We start from the raw sequence: 16,084 nt of genomic DNA, 5'->3' as shown, positions 1-16,084 counted from the left end.
ATGTGTAAATACTAAATGATTGCGAACGAAGAAATTCGACCGAGTAAGATTCCCGTGTGAAATAGAGCGGAATTGACCGAGACCTCAACCGGGTGCCCTATTATTAAAAATAAGCTCTTCTCGTATTACGAGAAGAGCTTAGACTACATGGCCTATATCAGATGATACATTACTCGGTCAGCCGTTCTCCACCTTCAGGTCGAAGCGTATAAGCATGATCCGTTGAAGCTTCCTCGATGTCTTCGTATGCCCAGTAGGACGGGGTCACATCCGGCCAACTCGGCTTCACGTTTCCGGTAAGCGGCCCCCGCTTCAGCATCCGATTCAGCATGGTTACCGCTTCGGCACGGGTGAGCTTGTCGTTCGGACGGAACGTCAGATCGGGGTAGCCGTCCATATAACCGGATAGGGCTGCGATCATCCCGCTTGCCCAATGAGACGCCGCTACGTCCGAGAATGTGCGGGAAAGCGCACTCTCCGGCTTCAAATACCGATAAGCGATGGCGGCCATCTCTGCGCGCGTAATTGAAGCGTCTGCTCGGAAGGTTCCGTCCGGATACCCTTCCAGCATTCCCGCCTGCTCCGCTCTTCCGATATTCGCGGCAGCCCAGTGCGAAGCCGGAACATCGGAGAACACCGCTACAGCCGGCTCCGAGGAGGTCAGTACAATGCCACTGTTGACTAGCAGCGTTGCCATCTCTGCCCGCGTAATGCTGCGCTCCGGTCCGAAGGTGCCGTCCGGATAGCCGTCGACATACTTGGCATGGGTCCGGGATGGCGATTCGGCTCCGTTTCCTGCAGCCATATGCAGAATCGTGAACGTACTGAATTTGTTGACGTCAAATTGCAAGCCAAGCTTGCCGTCAGCTCCGGTAACCACCTTGCCGGTTACCACTTCCTTTTCGCCATCCGTATGCTCGATAAAGATGCCCATATGCTTCAAATACGCGGCCCGTTCCTGCGCATCTTGCGGCAGCACGACATCCCGCAAGGGAAGCGTCAGCGTAATGGCTCTGCTCGATAAGTTCGTCTCGATGGTCATCGGACGTGCGACAACTTGGATATCGTCATTGCCGGCGATCTTCCTGACGACCTCTTCCGTTCGGGCGCGCTGCTCGATCTCTTGACGAATCACAGCCTCTCGAATGGGGACGAGGCGGAAATAGAAATCTTCGTCCAATCCGTCCAGCGAAGCGATCGGAACGTGAATAACCGCGTTGTCGGTGTAGATTTCCAGATCGATTTTGTTCTTCTGAAGCACCGCCAATGCGTTCCGCGGCACGTTCACGCGAACTTCGCCGACTTCGTCCTTGGCGTCGGGGATGACGACTCTAGCCACATGCTGCTTGGCTGCCGCAGCCCGCTCGGCGACTTCGTTCGCCTTAGCTGCGTCGAAGGTGACGAGGTCGGATATTTTTCCGTTCGCCTGCTTCGTACGCTCGATTTTGACTTTGGCGGTGTCGGCCGGCTGCTCTCCGCCGATGACGACGTCCACCGTTATGGTTTCCTTGCCGTCATTTGACGCGGGCGTATTGTTGTTGGTGCTGCTTTCGCTATTACTTCCGTTGTTGCTATTGTTGTTCCCGTTGTTATTCTCGTTGTTATTTTCATTGTTGTTCTCATTATCGTTGCCTGGCGCCTGCTTCACTTGACTGCTTGTGAGTACGACATCCGACCAGTAGGCGACCTTCTTGTAGCCCTCATCATCGTACTCCGCCATGACATAAATATGCTGCCCTGCAGAGACGGCCAGATCCTCACCCGGCTGAAGCACCGTGTCGTAGCCGAAATCAGACGGAGCCTCGCCCACTAAGGGATGCTTGTTGCTGTCCGCGTCGCCGATCCGATATTTCAGCGTCAGCTCCCCGTATTTCTCGTCCTGCAGTGACCCATCTGCGATCGTCGCCGTCGTCGTGCCGATCTCGCTGCCGGGCGACCATGACAATCCGCCAAAGGCGGGCGCTGGGGTAACCGTTTCACCATGTCGATTGGTCCCCCAACCGACCAGAGTGCCGTCCGACTTCATCGCGATCAGGTGATACCTTCCTGCTGCAATGGCTACGACGCCGTCAAGCCCGGGCGGCGGTTGCAACCTTCCACCGTCTCCCCAGACGACGAGATGCCCATCTCTTTTAAGCGCCACAGAATAGTTGTCATTCGCATCGACCGCAACGACGTCCGACAAATTCTCTGGAATCGGTTCAAGGTAATGCGGCCCCCACCATCTGACCGTCCCGTTTGGCAACAGCGCCAGCGTGTGATTGAGTCCCGACGCGATAGCCATCGTTTCCGGCAGATTTTCAGGCACATTCGTCGCCCCCATCGAAGCGGAACCCCAACTGATGACAGTGCCATCCCACGTCAGCGCTGCCGCATGGTTATATCCGCCGGAGATGGACTTGAACGGGGTATGATTGGTTCTCCATTCCTCCGGGAATGCATAGCCTCCCCAGTTGATGATCGTCCCATCACTCATCAAGGCCGCAGAGGCGTACCCATCGAGTACGAGCTCGACAACGCCGGTTGCGGGAACTTCCGCAGGAACTGTACAGCCTTCGCCCAAGGCCGCAACGGAACCACCTGCCTTAATCGCATAACCGCAGTCGTTGGACGCGTAAACGGCCTGCACATTGGATAAGCTGTCAGGCACTTCAATTTTGTGATCGTTAATCCAACCATAAGCCTTGACCGTGCCGTCATCCTGAAGCGCTAGCGTAAATCCATTCCCAGCCGCAATTCGCGTATGGGGAATGGGCAATAGAACCGGCGATGCTGTGTAGGCAATATTCAGCTTGGGAACGGAGGACCCTGATGATACAAAGCGGAACAAACGCTTGTCCGGAGCATCCGCCCAAGAGCCCTCCAGCACGAGAACCAGCTCATTCTCGCCTTTAGCGATACTGTCGCGCACCAGTGGCGCAACGTTGAACTTCATCCATTTCCCGCCGCCTGTATCCGTTATGGCAAAAGCCCGTGAACGCAAATTTCCAAAAAAAGGCCGAACAGCCGGTGCCTCTAAATTCGATGAAGGCTGCGTCCAGTTCCCGTTAGGCTGATGAACTGTAAGCTCAGGGCTGCCTTCCGCATTCGCATAGCTATCGGTTACGAACAGCTCCAGATTAGCCTCCAGCACCGTTCCGGCGAAGCCGCTCAAACCGAATTTGAGCACGCTTAAAAAGGTGTTGTCCGGATCGGTGCCGACCGAAATCGTATCCGGGCAAGATGAGGTTGTGCTCATCGTTTCAACCGCACTTTTGTACTCGCAGCTGGCCAGCAGCTGGCCGGCGAACGTAGCTGTCGGATTCGGCTCCGCGCTCGCCGTGCCGGTCATCGCAATGGACGGAACGGCCAGCACCAGCGCCAGCAACAGTTGAAGTTTTATTTTGGACAACAGGCCGTACATGGATCGCTCTTTCAAAGGTAACTCTCCCTTTCTGCACTAGAATCATAGGTTGCATAGGCGTAGAGTACCAGTTGAGCTCTAAACATTTTCCAAACAATGCAATTATTCGCGATGAAGCTCATTGACAGGCAGTCCAAGGTCGGTCCGAAATGTCATCTCCTTAAGACGATTCACCTCGTCTGCAGCTGCAGCGTCTCCCAAGAACGTCAAATGCAGCACCAGATGATCATAATATTTCTCCTGATACGGTTGCAGTTCGAGCAATCTGCGCAGCAGGCGTTCCTTCAGCGAAGCATCCAGTTCGTGCTCCGCCTCCGATTCCAGATAGCGAATGACTGCCGCGCGCAGCTCGTATTTTCGGCTATTCGCCCAACTATAGTTTTCCGTCTCGAAATAATCGCCTCGATAGAGCGACAGCAGCTCCTCCGCATCGCCCGCCAGCCCACCTCTTCCGAGCAATGCTTCCAGACGCGTCACATCGCAGGCCATTTCGTCCGTCCGCATCCAATAACGCTCATCTCCGAAACCGATCATGTCCGGACAGCCCGCCTGCTTCAGGGTATTCCGCACATAGTACATCGTCGTATGAAAAAGCGACTGCGCGCGCTCGGAATCGAGTTCCGGCCACAGGTGCTCGTAGATGCGATACCGATACACGGGCGCTCCCCCATGGTGCCACAAATAGCCGAACAGTTCTTTCGTCTTCCTCGTCCGCCATGTGATCAGACGTCCTTCGGCATCGTACAATTCCATGCTTTCGAGCAGCTTCAGCGACAACGTTCTTCTGGGGGGCTCGTGGGAAATTGCGGTGCTTATGCGTATAGTCCCAGTTCGGCGCGCTGCTTTCTCACGGAGCTCTGCGTACCTCTCCAAGGTTTTGACGAGCCGGTGCTTGGCCACGGGTTTAAGCAAATAACCGATCGCTTTCGTCTCAAAAGCATCCACCGCATACTGGTCGTGCGCCGTCACATACACGATATCCGCATCGGGGAAATTTGCGAGAAGCGCGGCTGAAGCCGCAAGCCCGTTCATCTCCGGCATCTCGATGTCGAGGAAGATCAGATCCGGCTGCATGCCTTCAGGCTGCGCAATCGCTTCGGACACCAGGCGGAATTTGCCAAGCACCGTGACCCCGCCGACTTCCTGAAGTACAATTTCCATCACGTCGAGCGCAATTTCCTCGTCATCAATCAATAGTGCTTTTATCATCGCTTTATTTCGCCTCCGGTATATTCAGCCTGATCTGCGTGCCTTTGCCAGCGCTGCTGCGAATATCCAAGCCACCCCCGCACACCATCTGAAGGCGACGGTTGACATTGCCGATGCCAACCCCGGCGGCCCGCCCTTCTTGCAGCACACGCAGCAATTCCTCGCTGATGCCGACACCATTGTCTTCTACGGTGATCTCCGCCCCGCCATCGCGCCTGCATGCGGCAATCCGCAGCGTGCCTCCGGACGATATCGGCCCGATGCCGTGCCGCACCGCATTTTCTACGATGGGCTGAAGCGTCAGCGGCGGCAGCATGCACTGGAAGCCCGCTTCCATCTCGATTTGGACAGCCAGCCTACTGCCGAAACGCAGCTGCTCAATCGCCAAATAAGCCGTGACCAGTTCCATCTCGCGTTCGAACGGGACCCGTTCTCCCGAGAAGACGAACGTAAACTTAGCCCGTAGGTAGGTCGTCAAATGATGAATCGTCTCTCGCAGCTTATCCACATCTTTATAACTGAGCCCTACAAGCGCATTCATACTGTTGTAGAGGAAATGCGGTGTAATCTGCGCCTGCAAAAAATCCATCTCCCGACGCACCGCACGTTCGGACGAGCTCTTCATCGCAAGCAGCGACTGTACCCTCGCCCTCAATTCGGCCAGTTCAAACGGCTTCTGCACAATATCGTTGGCGCCGGCAGCAAACGCGGCCACGATATCGCCCGTCTGCCCGGAAGCGGTCATCATCAGGACCGGCAGCTCCGCAAGCCCTTGCAGGCGCCGAATCTCCCGGCATACGTCAAGCCCGGAGATGCCCGGCATCATCAGATCGAGCAGCAGCAGATCCGGTTTCATCTTGTTGCTGCGCAATGCTTCAAGCGCCTCGTCTCCGCTTCCGACCGCCGTATACCCATATCGCATCGAGGAGACCTCGTCGATCAATATTTTTAGGTTGGACGGTTCGTCGTCTACGATGAGAAGGTGAAATCCAGCCTCCTGATCGTCCTGCATCCCCCCGGACAGCGGGAACGGCATCGTCTCCTCCGAGACGGAGGAAGCTGCCGCCTCCTCTGACCCCAGATCGATCGGCAGCGTAAAAGTAAACCGCGACCCTTTGCCAACTGCGGATTCAACCTCCAGTTGTCCCCCTTGCAATTCCACAAGCTGCTTCGCAATGCTCAGTCCGAGACCAAGTCCCTCACCGGTTTCACCGGCTTCCTCTACTTGCACGAATGGCTGGAATAAGTCGGCAATCTCATGTGCCGGAATACCCCTCCCCGTATCTGCGACCGAGATGGCAAGCTCGCTCCCCCTTCGCTCTGCGGAGATGCTCACCGTCCCTTTTTTCGTATATTTCAATCCATTTTCCAGCAAATTGTACAAAATCTGCTTCAGCCGGTTCTCATCTGCAAGGATGAGCGGCATCTTGGCGGGCAGCGCATTGAGCAGTTGCACTTCCTTGTTGACCGGAGCGATGGACAGCGTCTCCATCACGAACTGGACGGACATGCCAAGGTTCACAGAAGTCGTATGAATCCTTAGTTGCCCATGGCGAATCCGGTTCAAATCGAGAATATCGTGCACGAGTCCCGCAAGCCGTCTCCCCAACAGATGCAGCATGCGTATATTGTCGCGATGCTCCGCTTGAAGCGGCCTGGCCTCGTTATCCAGCAGCGCCTGCGATAAATTGACGATCCCGTGCAGCGGTGTTCTCAGCTCATGCGAGGTTTTGACCAGAAATTCGTCTTTCTGGCGGTCATATTGCAGCAATCGTTCGGACAGCTGTTGGCTTCTCTGAAAACTAAGCTGAAGTTGATCGGACATAAGCAGCGCTTGCGACAAAACAAGCAGCACTGGCGTTACGATCATATGATAGGGATTGTCGAGCGCAAGCTGGTAGCGCAATTGCGCATAGAGCCAACTGACGAGCAGAAAGAAAATGCCAAGTGTCATATAATGACTGCTATGGTCTCCTCGGCTGTGGCTTCGGAAGACGGCATAGAACATCACCCCAAAGGCGATCCCTTCGATCACAATCCCGACATCAAGGAAGTTGACTAAGTACCGATTAGGAATCAGCAGGAGGATCGCAAGATAAGCGTAATTGACTCTGCGAAACCAGACAAATACACCGTTCTCCCCTTCCTTCAGGTACCGGTACACATAATGCGTGAAGAAGATCATCGACAGGAGCGGCAATATGAACAGCATTTTTTGAATCCACGGAAACGTTAACCCGGGTATAAAACCAATCGCCAATAGTTCATTGTCGATGCTGAAGAACAGTCCGAGTGCCAGGCAGAAAAGGCAAAAATGCATCAGATGCGGCTCCCGGCGCCACTGCCTGAACATGCCTGCATAATATAACCCGAATGCAAGGAGAATCGTGATCTGAATCATATCGGCAAGCTTCGAATCTTCACGTCGCCTCATCATGTCATCGGTGAGTCCAAATTCGGGAGGCTGCACCAAACCGCCTGCCATATAGGTAAAGCTGGCCACCTGAATAATAATCTCAACGGTTCCCGAGTCGGCTCGGACCGTACCGAAGTAAGGCGCATTACTAGGCACGAAGCTTTCCGTCGATAAAGAAGGACGGCCGTTGCCGCCCAAATCGATGCCATTCATGAAAATGCGGCTGGACATTCGGATTTTTTTCGCCCGGAGGCTGTACAAGGCCGCTTCGTTCGTATGAACGATCAGCCGATACGTACCGGCTCCATACCCGCTCTTGTCCGCTGATGCCAGGTTATTCTTCCAGCCTCCAGGCACTTGAATGAAACGGCCATTGATGCCGTCGCCAGTCCGAAAATCCTCCGGCCCTAGCAATTTCCCTTCATAGAACTCCCACTCGCCGCGCAGTGAGAGGACCCCCTGCTGCGCAAAATCCCATTTCGTCGCATCCAGCACGCCGCCGCTCGCCCTTAAGGCATGGGCCGGAGGATTCAGCCATTGAAACACGTTCACCATCGTAACGATGACAAACACACCAATCATTCCGAGCAATATGGCATTTTTTCTAACCATGGCTTCACCATCTTTTCACGCAATGCGTCGAATGCATTGAACATGTTCTAGTATACTTTATACGTCATGCAATCCGTTTCTTCGTTTTCGATAAGTATAACATGCAAATTAAATCCTACCCTATAGCGATTTATATTCATTTTTCAAGGAAAATCAGGCTTGCTTGATTATTAACTGTACAATAATGTAAGAAGTATCCCAGAATAATTTCTTTACCTTCTTGCGCAGACAAAGACGTAAACAAACGCCGCCTGTGGGGGTGTTTGTTTACGTCTGTTCATATTGAGTTCATTAGAACGGTTTATTGTGTCGCTATGTAAGAGCAGTTCCTTTTGTTTGACCGAATGAAAAGTAAGGGCATTTCTTTTTGTAGGGGAGAGAACAAAAATGGCAAAGGTATTAGTGGTAGACGATGATGCGCATATCAGAGAGTTGGTCCGTTTGTATTTGGAGGATGAAGGCTTTGAGATCATCGAAAAATCCAATGGGGAAGATGCGTTGCATTACGCGGAGAACCATATCGTTGATCTGGTGATTCTCGATATTATGATGCCTATCATGGATGGCTGGGCACTGTGCGAGAATCTTCGTAATTTCGGTGAGATGCCTATATTAATGATTACCGCGAAAGGGGAATCTACTGACCGAATCAAAGGATTTAAACTGGGCACGGACGATTATTTGGTGAAACCGTTTGACCCCGTAGAGTTGGTTCTTCGGGTAAAGGCCTTGCTCAAGCGGTACCGTATCTCTACAGCCAACGAAATCCAGCTTGGCACGATTACTTTAGACCGTAAGCGTTATCAAGTTATCTATAATAATGGGCAAGGTGCAACACTCCCCATGAAAGAATTCGAGCTGCTGTATAAATTGGGCAGTTACCCCGGGCAATTGTTTACAAGGGAAAATCTCATTGTACAAATCTGGGGTCTCGACTATGAAGGGGATGATCGGACAGTCGATGTTCACATTAAAAGGCTTCGGGAGAGGTTCATTGACTTCGAGTCTGAATTTCGCATTATCACGATCCGGGGGCTTGGTTATCGATTGGAGGTGCATCAGGATTAAATCGCTGTATACCCGCGTCGTATTGGTCTTTATTTGTATTGTGGTGTTGAGCTTGCTCGCAGCGTTTATGGCTAGCACCACGATGTTTGAGGGACGGAAAAACAATTTTATAGAAGAAACGCTCGTGAAAGATGGTAAAACCATTATCGAAGCCTATCAGTCGAACCCTGCCGCGGAGTTGGGAACGTTTGTGCAAGGTTTCTCCGGTCTTTCGATTTATAGTATCCAGCTTTTCAATAAAGAAAGTATGCCCATGCTTGAAGCAAAAGAGCTCATACCTGTGGAACAGACCACGATTAAGCAGGTGCTGGATGGCAGCATCGCACGCGGTTTCGATACAGAATCACATGGCTTTCCCGTGGTGGGGGTACCTTTTTCGGTAAGAGGCGATCCCTACGCTTTGTTTCTTACCTTAGATAAGCAAACGGTAGCACAAGAGCAGGAAAATATGCCTTGGATTCATGCTGTATATATCCTTGTTTTAGTTATTGGTAGCTTTCTGATTCTAATAGCCGCCCGCTATGTCGTACATCCAATCGTTCAGTTAACGGAAGCCACTAAAAGAGTGGCAAAAGGGACCTTCGATTCTGCCAACCTGCCTATGAAACGTAGGGATGAGATTGGTCAATTAAGCGTGAGTTTTCATGAAATGGCAACAGAGCTTGCAAAACTGGATCACATGCGACAAGACTTTGTTTCGAGTGTCTCTCATGAGATTCAATCCCCTTTAACTTCAATTTCAGGATTTACGAAAGCTTTAAAACATAAGAAACTAAGTGAGGAGAGCCGTCTGCGTTATTTGACGATTATCGAGGAGGAAAGCGAGAGATTGTCCCGATTAGGGCAAAACTTACTTCAGCTCTCTTATTTACAGCAGGAGGATCACCCGTTAAAGGTGACTACCTACCGATTGGATGAGCAGCTGCGAAGGGTTGTCATCACGATAGAGCCTCTATGGACCGCAAAAGAAATCAAGATGGATATTGAGCTTGAGGCCATCACCGTTCTTGCGGACCAAGATCAGTTGGATCAGGTGTGGATTAACTTGCTGAACAACGCTATTAAGTTCACTGCTCCTAATGGTACGATACGTATCCAATCGATGGACAAAACGCAACACAATATCGTGTCGATAACGGACAGTGGAATCGGGATCCCTGAAGAAGAACTTGTTAACGTATTCAAACCGTTTCATAAAGTGGACAAAGCCCGTAGTCATTCTGTTGGGGGAAATGGGCTTGGTCTATCCATTGTTAAGAAAATCATCGATATGCATAGCGGAGAAATACATGTGTCTAGTAGTCTGGATTCCGGAACAACTTTTACGGTTTCGCTGCCGCGGGGGAACTAGCAATCGCGAGCACCATTATAAGATTGGCAAAATATCGCCCGGAAGGGCGGTATTTTTTTGACCATTTTTAGCCGTTCATGTTGAGTTCACAGAACGCAATTATTTTTAATCCAAGGGAACGTTACCACAAAAAAGTCAAGGGAGAATGAAAGATGAAAAAGTTAATATTACGAGTTGTTGTCTATGTCATGATGTTCATTATTCTATTTGGAGGGGTCGGTGCGTTCGGATATATTCGATCCAACAAGGAGTACTGGATTCCCACCCGGCAAACACCAGTGCCTGTTTTACAAGCTTTGAGCGTGCCTGAACATAACCCGAATAAACCTACAGTAGCTGTTCTCTTATCCAATCCAACGACAGAAGTATTTGATTTTATGGTTCCGTATGAACTGTTCGCGATGACAGAGTCTTATAACGTATATGCCGTGGCTCCGGATAAAGAATTGAAAACCCTCTCTGGCGGTTTGGATCTGATGCCGCACTATTCGTTTGATGAACTGGATCGTTTATTAGGAAAAAGTCCCGACCTCATTGTGATCCCCGCCATGCCTATGGTTGACGAAGCCAAGTATAAACCTATCCGGCAATGGATACAAAACCATGCGGATACGAAGATGTTAAGCATCTGTGCCGGAGCGTTGAATCTGGCAGACACAGGCCTATTAAAAGGGAAAGAAGCAGCTACGGACTGGAAAAGCTTCGAATATAATGAAGTCACAAAATATCCCGAAACAAACTGGAGAAGGGATCTGCGTTATGTTGCAGACGGGAACATCGTCTCCTCCGCAGCGCTCACTTCAGGAATTGACGCTGTCCTCTATGTCATCTCACAACAATTAGGTGAACCTATGGCGAAGAAAATAGCGAAAGAGATTCATTACCCTTCTTATTCCTTCGTAAAAAATCCGGAGATGCAACCCTATCATATGGATCGGACCGAAGTGGCGTATACGCTCAATCGTGCGTTCCAATGGAACGAAAAAAGCACTGGGGTATTGTTGTATGACGGAATGGATGACGGAGCGCTGACTACGATTTTCGATACGTATGCGGCTTCTGGAACAACAAAGGTGCATACTATCTCAGATGCCAAGCAACCTGTCGTCACGAAGTACCACCTTAACCTGGTTACCAGATATAGCATGTCAAACGCGCCGAAACTCGATCGAATGCTTGTTCCGGGCGTAGAGGCGGAGACTTTAGCTGCGGAGGATATTAAACAGTGGCATGCCAAGGATAACAATGTAATGCCCGAGTTCATTCACAGCGGCTCTGCTGACAGATTTATGTTCGATGCTCCACTTGAGGATTTAGCCAAGCAAGAGGACGTCGAAACCGCTAAATATGGAATCAAGCGGTTAGAGTACCGTGTGACCAACCTAAGCTTTGAAGGCAAACCATTTTCCTATGAAGCCTTCGGCATACCGATTTTACTGGCCTTAGCAGCCTTGCTTACTGCTTTCTACATTGACAGACGATTTATTAGTAAAATAAAGAAAGGCCGTCATCCATCAACAACAATGGACAACAGCAGGTCATAAGAAGAAGTTCGACTATTTCAAGCTAGCTTTTCGGAAAAATTTCCGCCGTTACTTATAGTACGGTTCGCCGGGCTGTCTGTAACGGCAAGTTATTTCTATTTTGCAGATCCATTAAACCCTTTCACGATCAGCCACACCGCAAGAGTCATTTCATTGGCGAATATCGGAAGCGCTAAGATCGCTCCCCAAGTAGAGACTTGATCGATAACCCCAAACATTTCAAGCAAAGCGGCAAGAAGGATCAGTACGGACCCTGTCAAACCCAATAGGGGGATGAACCTGGGGACAAGCTTTGATTTATAAAAGATATAACTGTACATCATCGTATTGATTCCCAGAAAAAAATTAGGACCAAGCAAAAATGTGTAGTCATGCACGGCTTTCAGCAATGTACCTGAAACTTGATAAGAAGCTGTATCCGGGGCACCCGCCGCTACATAAGCCTGGCTTAAGGCTAACAGGGCCAGTACGCTGACAACCCCGACCGTAATCATCACGGCCTCTAAATACCGAAAGCATACATGCCAAATAGCAATCGTTCTATTATATTTTTTCAAGAATGGGAACATCACCGTTGCCGTACCGACTGCTGAAACGACAAGAATTAACTCCATAATCGCGCCCAGGACTACCTGATGAGCATGCGCGGATCCTTGAATCAAGTAGTTCGAATCGTTCAGAATCGGTTTATATAAAATAACACCTACTATAGCTGTAATGGCGGCAACAATAAACAGAACACCTACGATTCTTGACGCTGTCTTCGATGAAAAATCCATTTTCTCATCTCTCCTCTGGGTTTTCTCCGTAGAAGAATACCTCTTCTATCGGCATGTTAAAAGCTCGGGCAATACGAAAGGCTAACTCCAATGACGGGGAGTAGTTTCCTTTTTCTAGCGCCACGATCGTCTGTCTAGTTACACCTACCTTGTCGGCTAGCTGCTGCTGGGTCATTTCATGATGATTGAATCGTAATTTTCTGATGTGATTGCCAACAAGAACTTTACCCATTTTAGACTCCTCTCCTGTAGTGATACAGTCTCGATATAGAACCGATTACGTCTGATAGAAATCCAGAAACGATTAAGACGATGAACATCACCTTCAAGGGCTGGTCGATAACTAATGCTCCCATAGCCAGAAGGAAACCTACGATAAACATAGCGAATGAATTTCGAAAGGCCAACAAGTCGATCCGCTTATCCAGTTCATCCGCGAATGAAGGCTCCTTTTCACCCGTCGTCATTCGGAAGACAATGTTAAAAATAATGCTGATCACGATATGTGCTGCAATAGAAACCAAGGTCAATACCAGAACGAAGGATCCCCAGTAATGGAAGGTTACAGGTGAATCCATCACTTCTTTGGGATACTCCGGATACTTGTACAGACCATACACTGTAAAAATAAGTATGCTGCTGATTAGCGATACAATGCTCTTCTTTTCTTGATACATCATGTATGACACCGCCCTTAGTAAAGTAAACAACACTAAACATAATGTATAACAAACTATACATGAAGTCAATTTTATTATACAAAAAAAACCGACCACCATCTGGAGGTCGGCAATTTCATACTCTTCTAGCTCGTCAATTTCTACCGCTAAACCGTTTAATCGCTTCCTCGGTCACCGGTTCGAAGAGGTTAAGAAGGTTCCCGTCAGGATCGCGGAACAGCATGGAACGGTTCCCCCACGGCATCGTGGTCGGTTCCTTTACCCAATTATCGACAAATGGCTTCAAGCGCACATATTCGGCCTCGATATCATCGACGCGGAACTCAATAATGACTGTGCGATTGCTAGCCCCCATGACGGAACCGGCGCCGAATAGCTGGGCCGTTTGGGAATGACCGATGGCAAGGGTGCAGGATGGTGCAACAAGTTCGGCAAATACGGGCGCAGGCCGTAACGCCGAAACCCCCATGACTTTCTCATAGAACGCGACGAGACGATCCACGTCATCAGTAATAATGCGTATAGAAGCGAAATTCACCAAATATCATCCTTCCTAATCTTAGGCTTGACTGCAACTCATATCCCATTATAAAAAAACGCTACTGACACCATTATGTCAGTAGCGTTCTGGTCATTGTCCCTGTCCTTCAAATGAACTCATGTCCATATAGGCAATTTCCCAAATGTGCCCGTCCAGATCTTGAAAGCCCCATTGATACATAAAGCCGTGATCTACCGGGTCGGCATATATTTTTCCGCCCAAGGATACCGCTGCGTTAACAATTTCATTGACCTTTTCCCGACTTTCGGCCGACAACGCGATGATCTGCTCAGCGTACTTGTCGGTGTCGACGACTTCTTTTTTCGTAAAAGATGTAAAGTATTCTTCTGTAAGCAACATAGCAAACATGTTCTCGCCAATCACAAGGCACGCCGCTTTTTCCTCGTCTGTGAACTGCATATTGAACTCAAAGCCGAGTCCTGTGAAAAATGCCATTGATTTTTTTACATTCTTTACATGCAGGTTTACAAAAATATGTGTGGAAGTTAATGCCATTTCGATCACCTTATCCTTTTTGGTTTATTAAAATTCTTCTGTATACCTTTTGAAGTTGTCCAAAATCGCTTGCCAGCCAGCCTGCTGCATCTCAATGGAGTGGGTGCTCTCCGCATCAAAAATCTCAACGACCTTTGTTTCATTTCCTTGCGCCACGAAGGAAATATCCACCTTCCTCCCATCTCCCAGGGTGTACGAAATTTGCTCGTGCAGCTTCACCGCATCGTATACCCCACCGAAATCGAATCCCATGCTGCCGTCTTTCGCTTCCATTCTTGTTAGGAACTTGCCGCCAACCCGCAGGTCATTTTCTGAAAAAGGCGCATGCCACGTTTCCGAAGCCTGATTCCACTTTGTGATGTGTTCCGGTTCAGACCAATACCGCCATACTTTTTCGACTGGCGCTTGAATCACGGCCTCAACGGTTACTCTCATTTGTTGATGACTTGCTTCCATTAGGGGCACCTCTCTCGTATTATCATTTTTTGATTCTCATTTATGTAGACGAAATCCAATGGCACTATTCATCGGTCTAATTGATCAGGAAGCCCAAATCGGGAAAATAATTTTGTATTGATAAAATTTTGAATGTGGAATATCTTCTTGTCCTTCATGATAATGACGTGAATGCCCCAAGGGACCAAGCAGGTTTTATCGCTGCTCGGCATATATTGCGCAAAAGCAGGGTAACCTTCGTTCACCCTAGTCGGCAAAAACTTGGACCCCTCACAATGCCAGCGCGTAAGCGAGAAAAACTTGAACAAATCGTCTTTGCCGCGTATCCACATTGGGAATGGTGGCATAGACATAAAGCCTTCTTCATGAAACAGGTCTACCAGGGCATGGATATCAAAACGTTCGAAAGCTTCCACATACCTGGAGAGAAGCTCTTGATCCGGCTGGACATCCATGAGGCTGTATTCTTCCGAGCTGCGTTTCACCCGATCCATCGTTTCTCTGGCTCTTTGCAAGGCGCTGTTAACAGCTGCTGGCGACATGCCTAACGTTTCTCCAATCTGTTTGGCGGACCATTCGAATACGTCCTTCAAAAGAAGTACCGCACGTTGACGCGCAGGCAAGGTTTGCAAAAGGGTAATAAAACAGAGCTGAAGGGTGTCTTTGCGAATGAGGATATCTTCCGGATTTTCGGATATGGCAGGGGCAGGCCAGATCCAGGAGGAGTCGGGCAACGTTTCGCTTGGGGCGATAATAGCTGCCGCGGGATCGGTAAAGTCAACGGGACGCGTGCGGCGTTTCGCTTGTCTAAGCTTGTCCAAGCATAGGTTTGAAGCAATCCGATACACCCATGTTTTGTAAGAGGATTCCTGTCTAAATGAGCTCCAATTTTGCCAAACACGAATAAAAGTTTCCTGAACGGCGTCGTCGGCATCATCAATCGATCCTAGCATTCTATAACAGAATGCCGTTAACTCCGGCCTCAAGTTGTCAAGTAACTGAATTTCTAGGGCATGCTCCATGGCTGTTTCGTTCATATGGACCTCCTACTAAGGTATGGTACGGTTTAGCGCGCAATCTGTAACGAAAAGTTGTAAGGCCATCCTTACTCGGGACGGCCCTTTTTATTCACATGCTGTATCATCCATTATGCTCCATGGCTGCTATCATTGGTATTTTTTTTTAGGTACGCTCCATGCTCCTGCGCCCAGTTCCACATCGCTTCAAAAATCGGTTGCAGCGCCTTCCCACTCTCGGTAAATTCATATTCGACATGCAACGGCACACCAGGATAAAGAGTACGGGTGACGAGCCCTTTCTCCTCCAACAGTCGTAAGCGATCTGTCAGCGTTTTCGGGCTTATCGGCTGCAGCCTGCGACGCAATTCCCCGAATCGCTTGGTTCCGTTAAGCAATTCGAATAAGAGAAGAAGCGTCCATTTTCCATCCAGAAGCTCCAAAATTGGCTCAACAACGCCAGGACAGGATCGATCGATCATCGCAATCACTC

The 16,084-nt window shown here is 49.6% G+C and carries 14 protein-coding genes; 3 read left to right on the top strand and 11 right to left on the bottom strand.

The annotated features are described in order from the left end of the window. Positions 1-169: 169 nt before the first annotated feature. From EJQ19_RS12120 to EJQ19_RS12110, 3 genes are all read right to left on the bottom strand, one after another. Positions 170-3,418 (bottom strand): S-layer homology domain-containing protein, encoded by a 3,249-nt coding sequence (locus EJQ19_RS12120; RefSeq protein WP_126141483.1) that lies wholly within the window; start codon positions 3,416-3,418, stop codon positions 170-172. A gap of 87 nt (positions 3,419-3,505) precedes the next feature. After that, positions 3,506-4,612 (bottom strand): BTAD domain-containing protein, encoded by a 1,107-nt coding sequence (locus EJQ19_RS12115; protein ID WP_126141482.1) that lies wholly within the window; start codon positions 4,610-4,612, stop codon positions 3,506-3,508. Positions 4,613-4,616: 4 nt separating this feature from the next. Then, the gene (locus EJQ19_RS12110) at positions 4,617-7,640 is read right to left on the bottom strand and encodes an ATP-binding protein (RefSeq protein WP_126141481.1); all 3,024 of its coding nucleotides are present in this window, start codon (positions 7,638-7,640) and stop codon (positions 4,617-4,619) included. A 387-nt stretch (positions 7,641-8,027) separates the two neighbouring features. Between EJQ19_RS12110 and EJQ19_RS12105 the strand changes: the two genes are divergently transcribed. The 3 genes from EJQ19_RS12105 to EJQ19_RS12095 all read left to right on the top strand — a co-directional run bounded on the left by EJQ19_RS12105 (position 8,028) and on the right by EJQ19_RS12095 (position 11,603). Next, positions 8,028-8,708, top strand: coding sequence for a response regulator transcription factor (locus EJQ19_RS12105; protein ID WP_126141480.1), 681 nt, complete (start codon positions 8,028-8,030; stop codon positions 8,706-8,708). Positions 8,709-8,832: 124 nt separating this feature from the next. Continuing rightward, complete coding sequence (locus EJQ19_RS12100; protein ID WP_241242862.1) at positions 8,833-10,059, top strand: sensor histidine kinase; 1,227 nt, start codon at positions 8,833-8,835, stop codon at positions 10,057-10,059. 152 nt (positions 10,060-10,211) lie between these two features. Beyond that, positions 10,212-11,603: a DJ-1/PfpI family protein gene (locus tag EJQ19_RS12095; protein ID WP_126141479.1), complete on the top strand. Its 1,392-nt coding sequence runs from the start codon at positions 10,212-10,214 to the stop codon at positions 11,601-11,603. A gap of 95 nt (positions 11,604-11,698) precedes the next feature. Here the strand turns inward: EJQ19_RS12095 and EJQ19_RS12090 are convergent, their stop codons facing one another. The 8 genes from EJQ19_RS12090 to EJQ19_RS12055 form a co-directional block, all read right to left on the bottom strand. Beyond that, complete coding sequence (locus EJQ19_RS12090; RefSeq protein WP_126141478.1) at positions 11,699-12,382, bottom strand: DUF4386 domain-containing protein; 684 nt, start codon at positions 12,380-12,382, stop codon at positions 11,699-11,701. 4 nt (positions 12,383-12,386) lie between these two features. Next, a complete protein-coding gene (locus EJQ19_RS12085; protein ID WP_126141477.1) occupies positions 12,387-12,614 on the bottom strand; it encodes a helix-turn-helix transcriptional regulator in 228 nt (75 codons plus the stop codon). Position 12,615: 1 nt separating this feature from the next. After that, the gene (locus EJQ19_RS12080; protein WP_126141476.1) at positions 12,616-13,062 is read right to left on the bottom strand and encodes a hypothetical protein; all 447 of its coding nucleotides are present in this window, start codon (positions 13,060-13,062) and stop codon (positions 12,616-12,618) included. Positions 13,063-13,195: 133 nt separating this feature from the next. Beyond that, positions 13,196-13,600, bottom strand: a complete 405-nt coding sequence (locus tag EJQ19_RS12075; RefSeq protein ID WP_126141475.1) for a VOC family protein — start codon at positions 13,598-13,600, stop codon at positions 13,196-13,198. A gap of 93 nt (positions 13,601-13,693) precedes the next feature. Then, positions 13,694-14,119, bottom strand: a complete 426-nt coding sequence (locus EJQ19_RS12070) for a VOC family protein (RefSeq protein ID WP_126141488.1) — start codon at positions 14,117-14,119, stop codon at positions 13,694-13,696. 27 nt (positions 14,120-14,146) lie between these two features. Beyond that, the gene (locus EJQ19_RS12065; protein ID WP_126141474.1) at positions 14,147-14,575 is read right to left on the bottom strand and encodes an SRPBCC family protein; all 429 of its coding nucleotides are present in this window, start codon (positions 14,573-14,575) and stop codon (positions 14,147-14,149) included. 68 nt (positions 14,576-14,643) lie between these two features. Beyond that, entirely contained in the window at positions 14,644-15,612 is a 969-nt protein-coding gene (locus tag EJQ19_RS12060; protein ID WP_241242861.1) for a sigma-70 family RNA polymerase sigma factor, read from the bottom strand. 110 nt (positions 15,613-15,722) lie between these two features. Further along, positions 15,723-16,073 carry a winged helix-turn-helix transcriptional regulator gene (locus EJQ19_RS12055; RefSeq protein ID WP_126141473.1) on the bottom strand — a complete coding sequence of 117 codons (351 nt, stop codon included), beginning with the start codon at positions 16,071-16,073 and terminating at the stop codon, positions 15,723-15,725. Positions 16,074-16,084 lie beyond the last annotated feature (11 nt).

It is taken from the genome of Paenibacillus whitsoniae, from assembly GCF_003955665.1.
In the GTDB taxonomy this organism is placed as follows: Bacteria; Bacillota; Bacilli; order Paenibacillales; family NBRC-103111; genus Paenibacillus_E; species Paenibacillus_E whitsoniae.
Note: the sequence above shows the minus strand (reverse complement) of the source record. Positions and strands in the feature narration are given on the sequence as shown.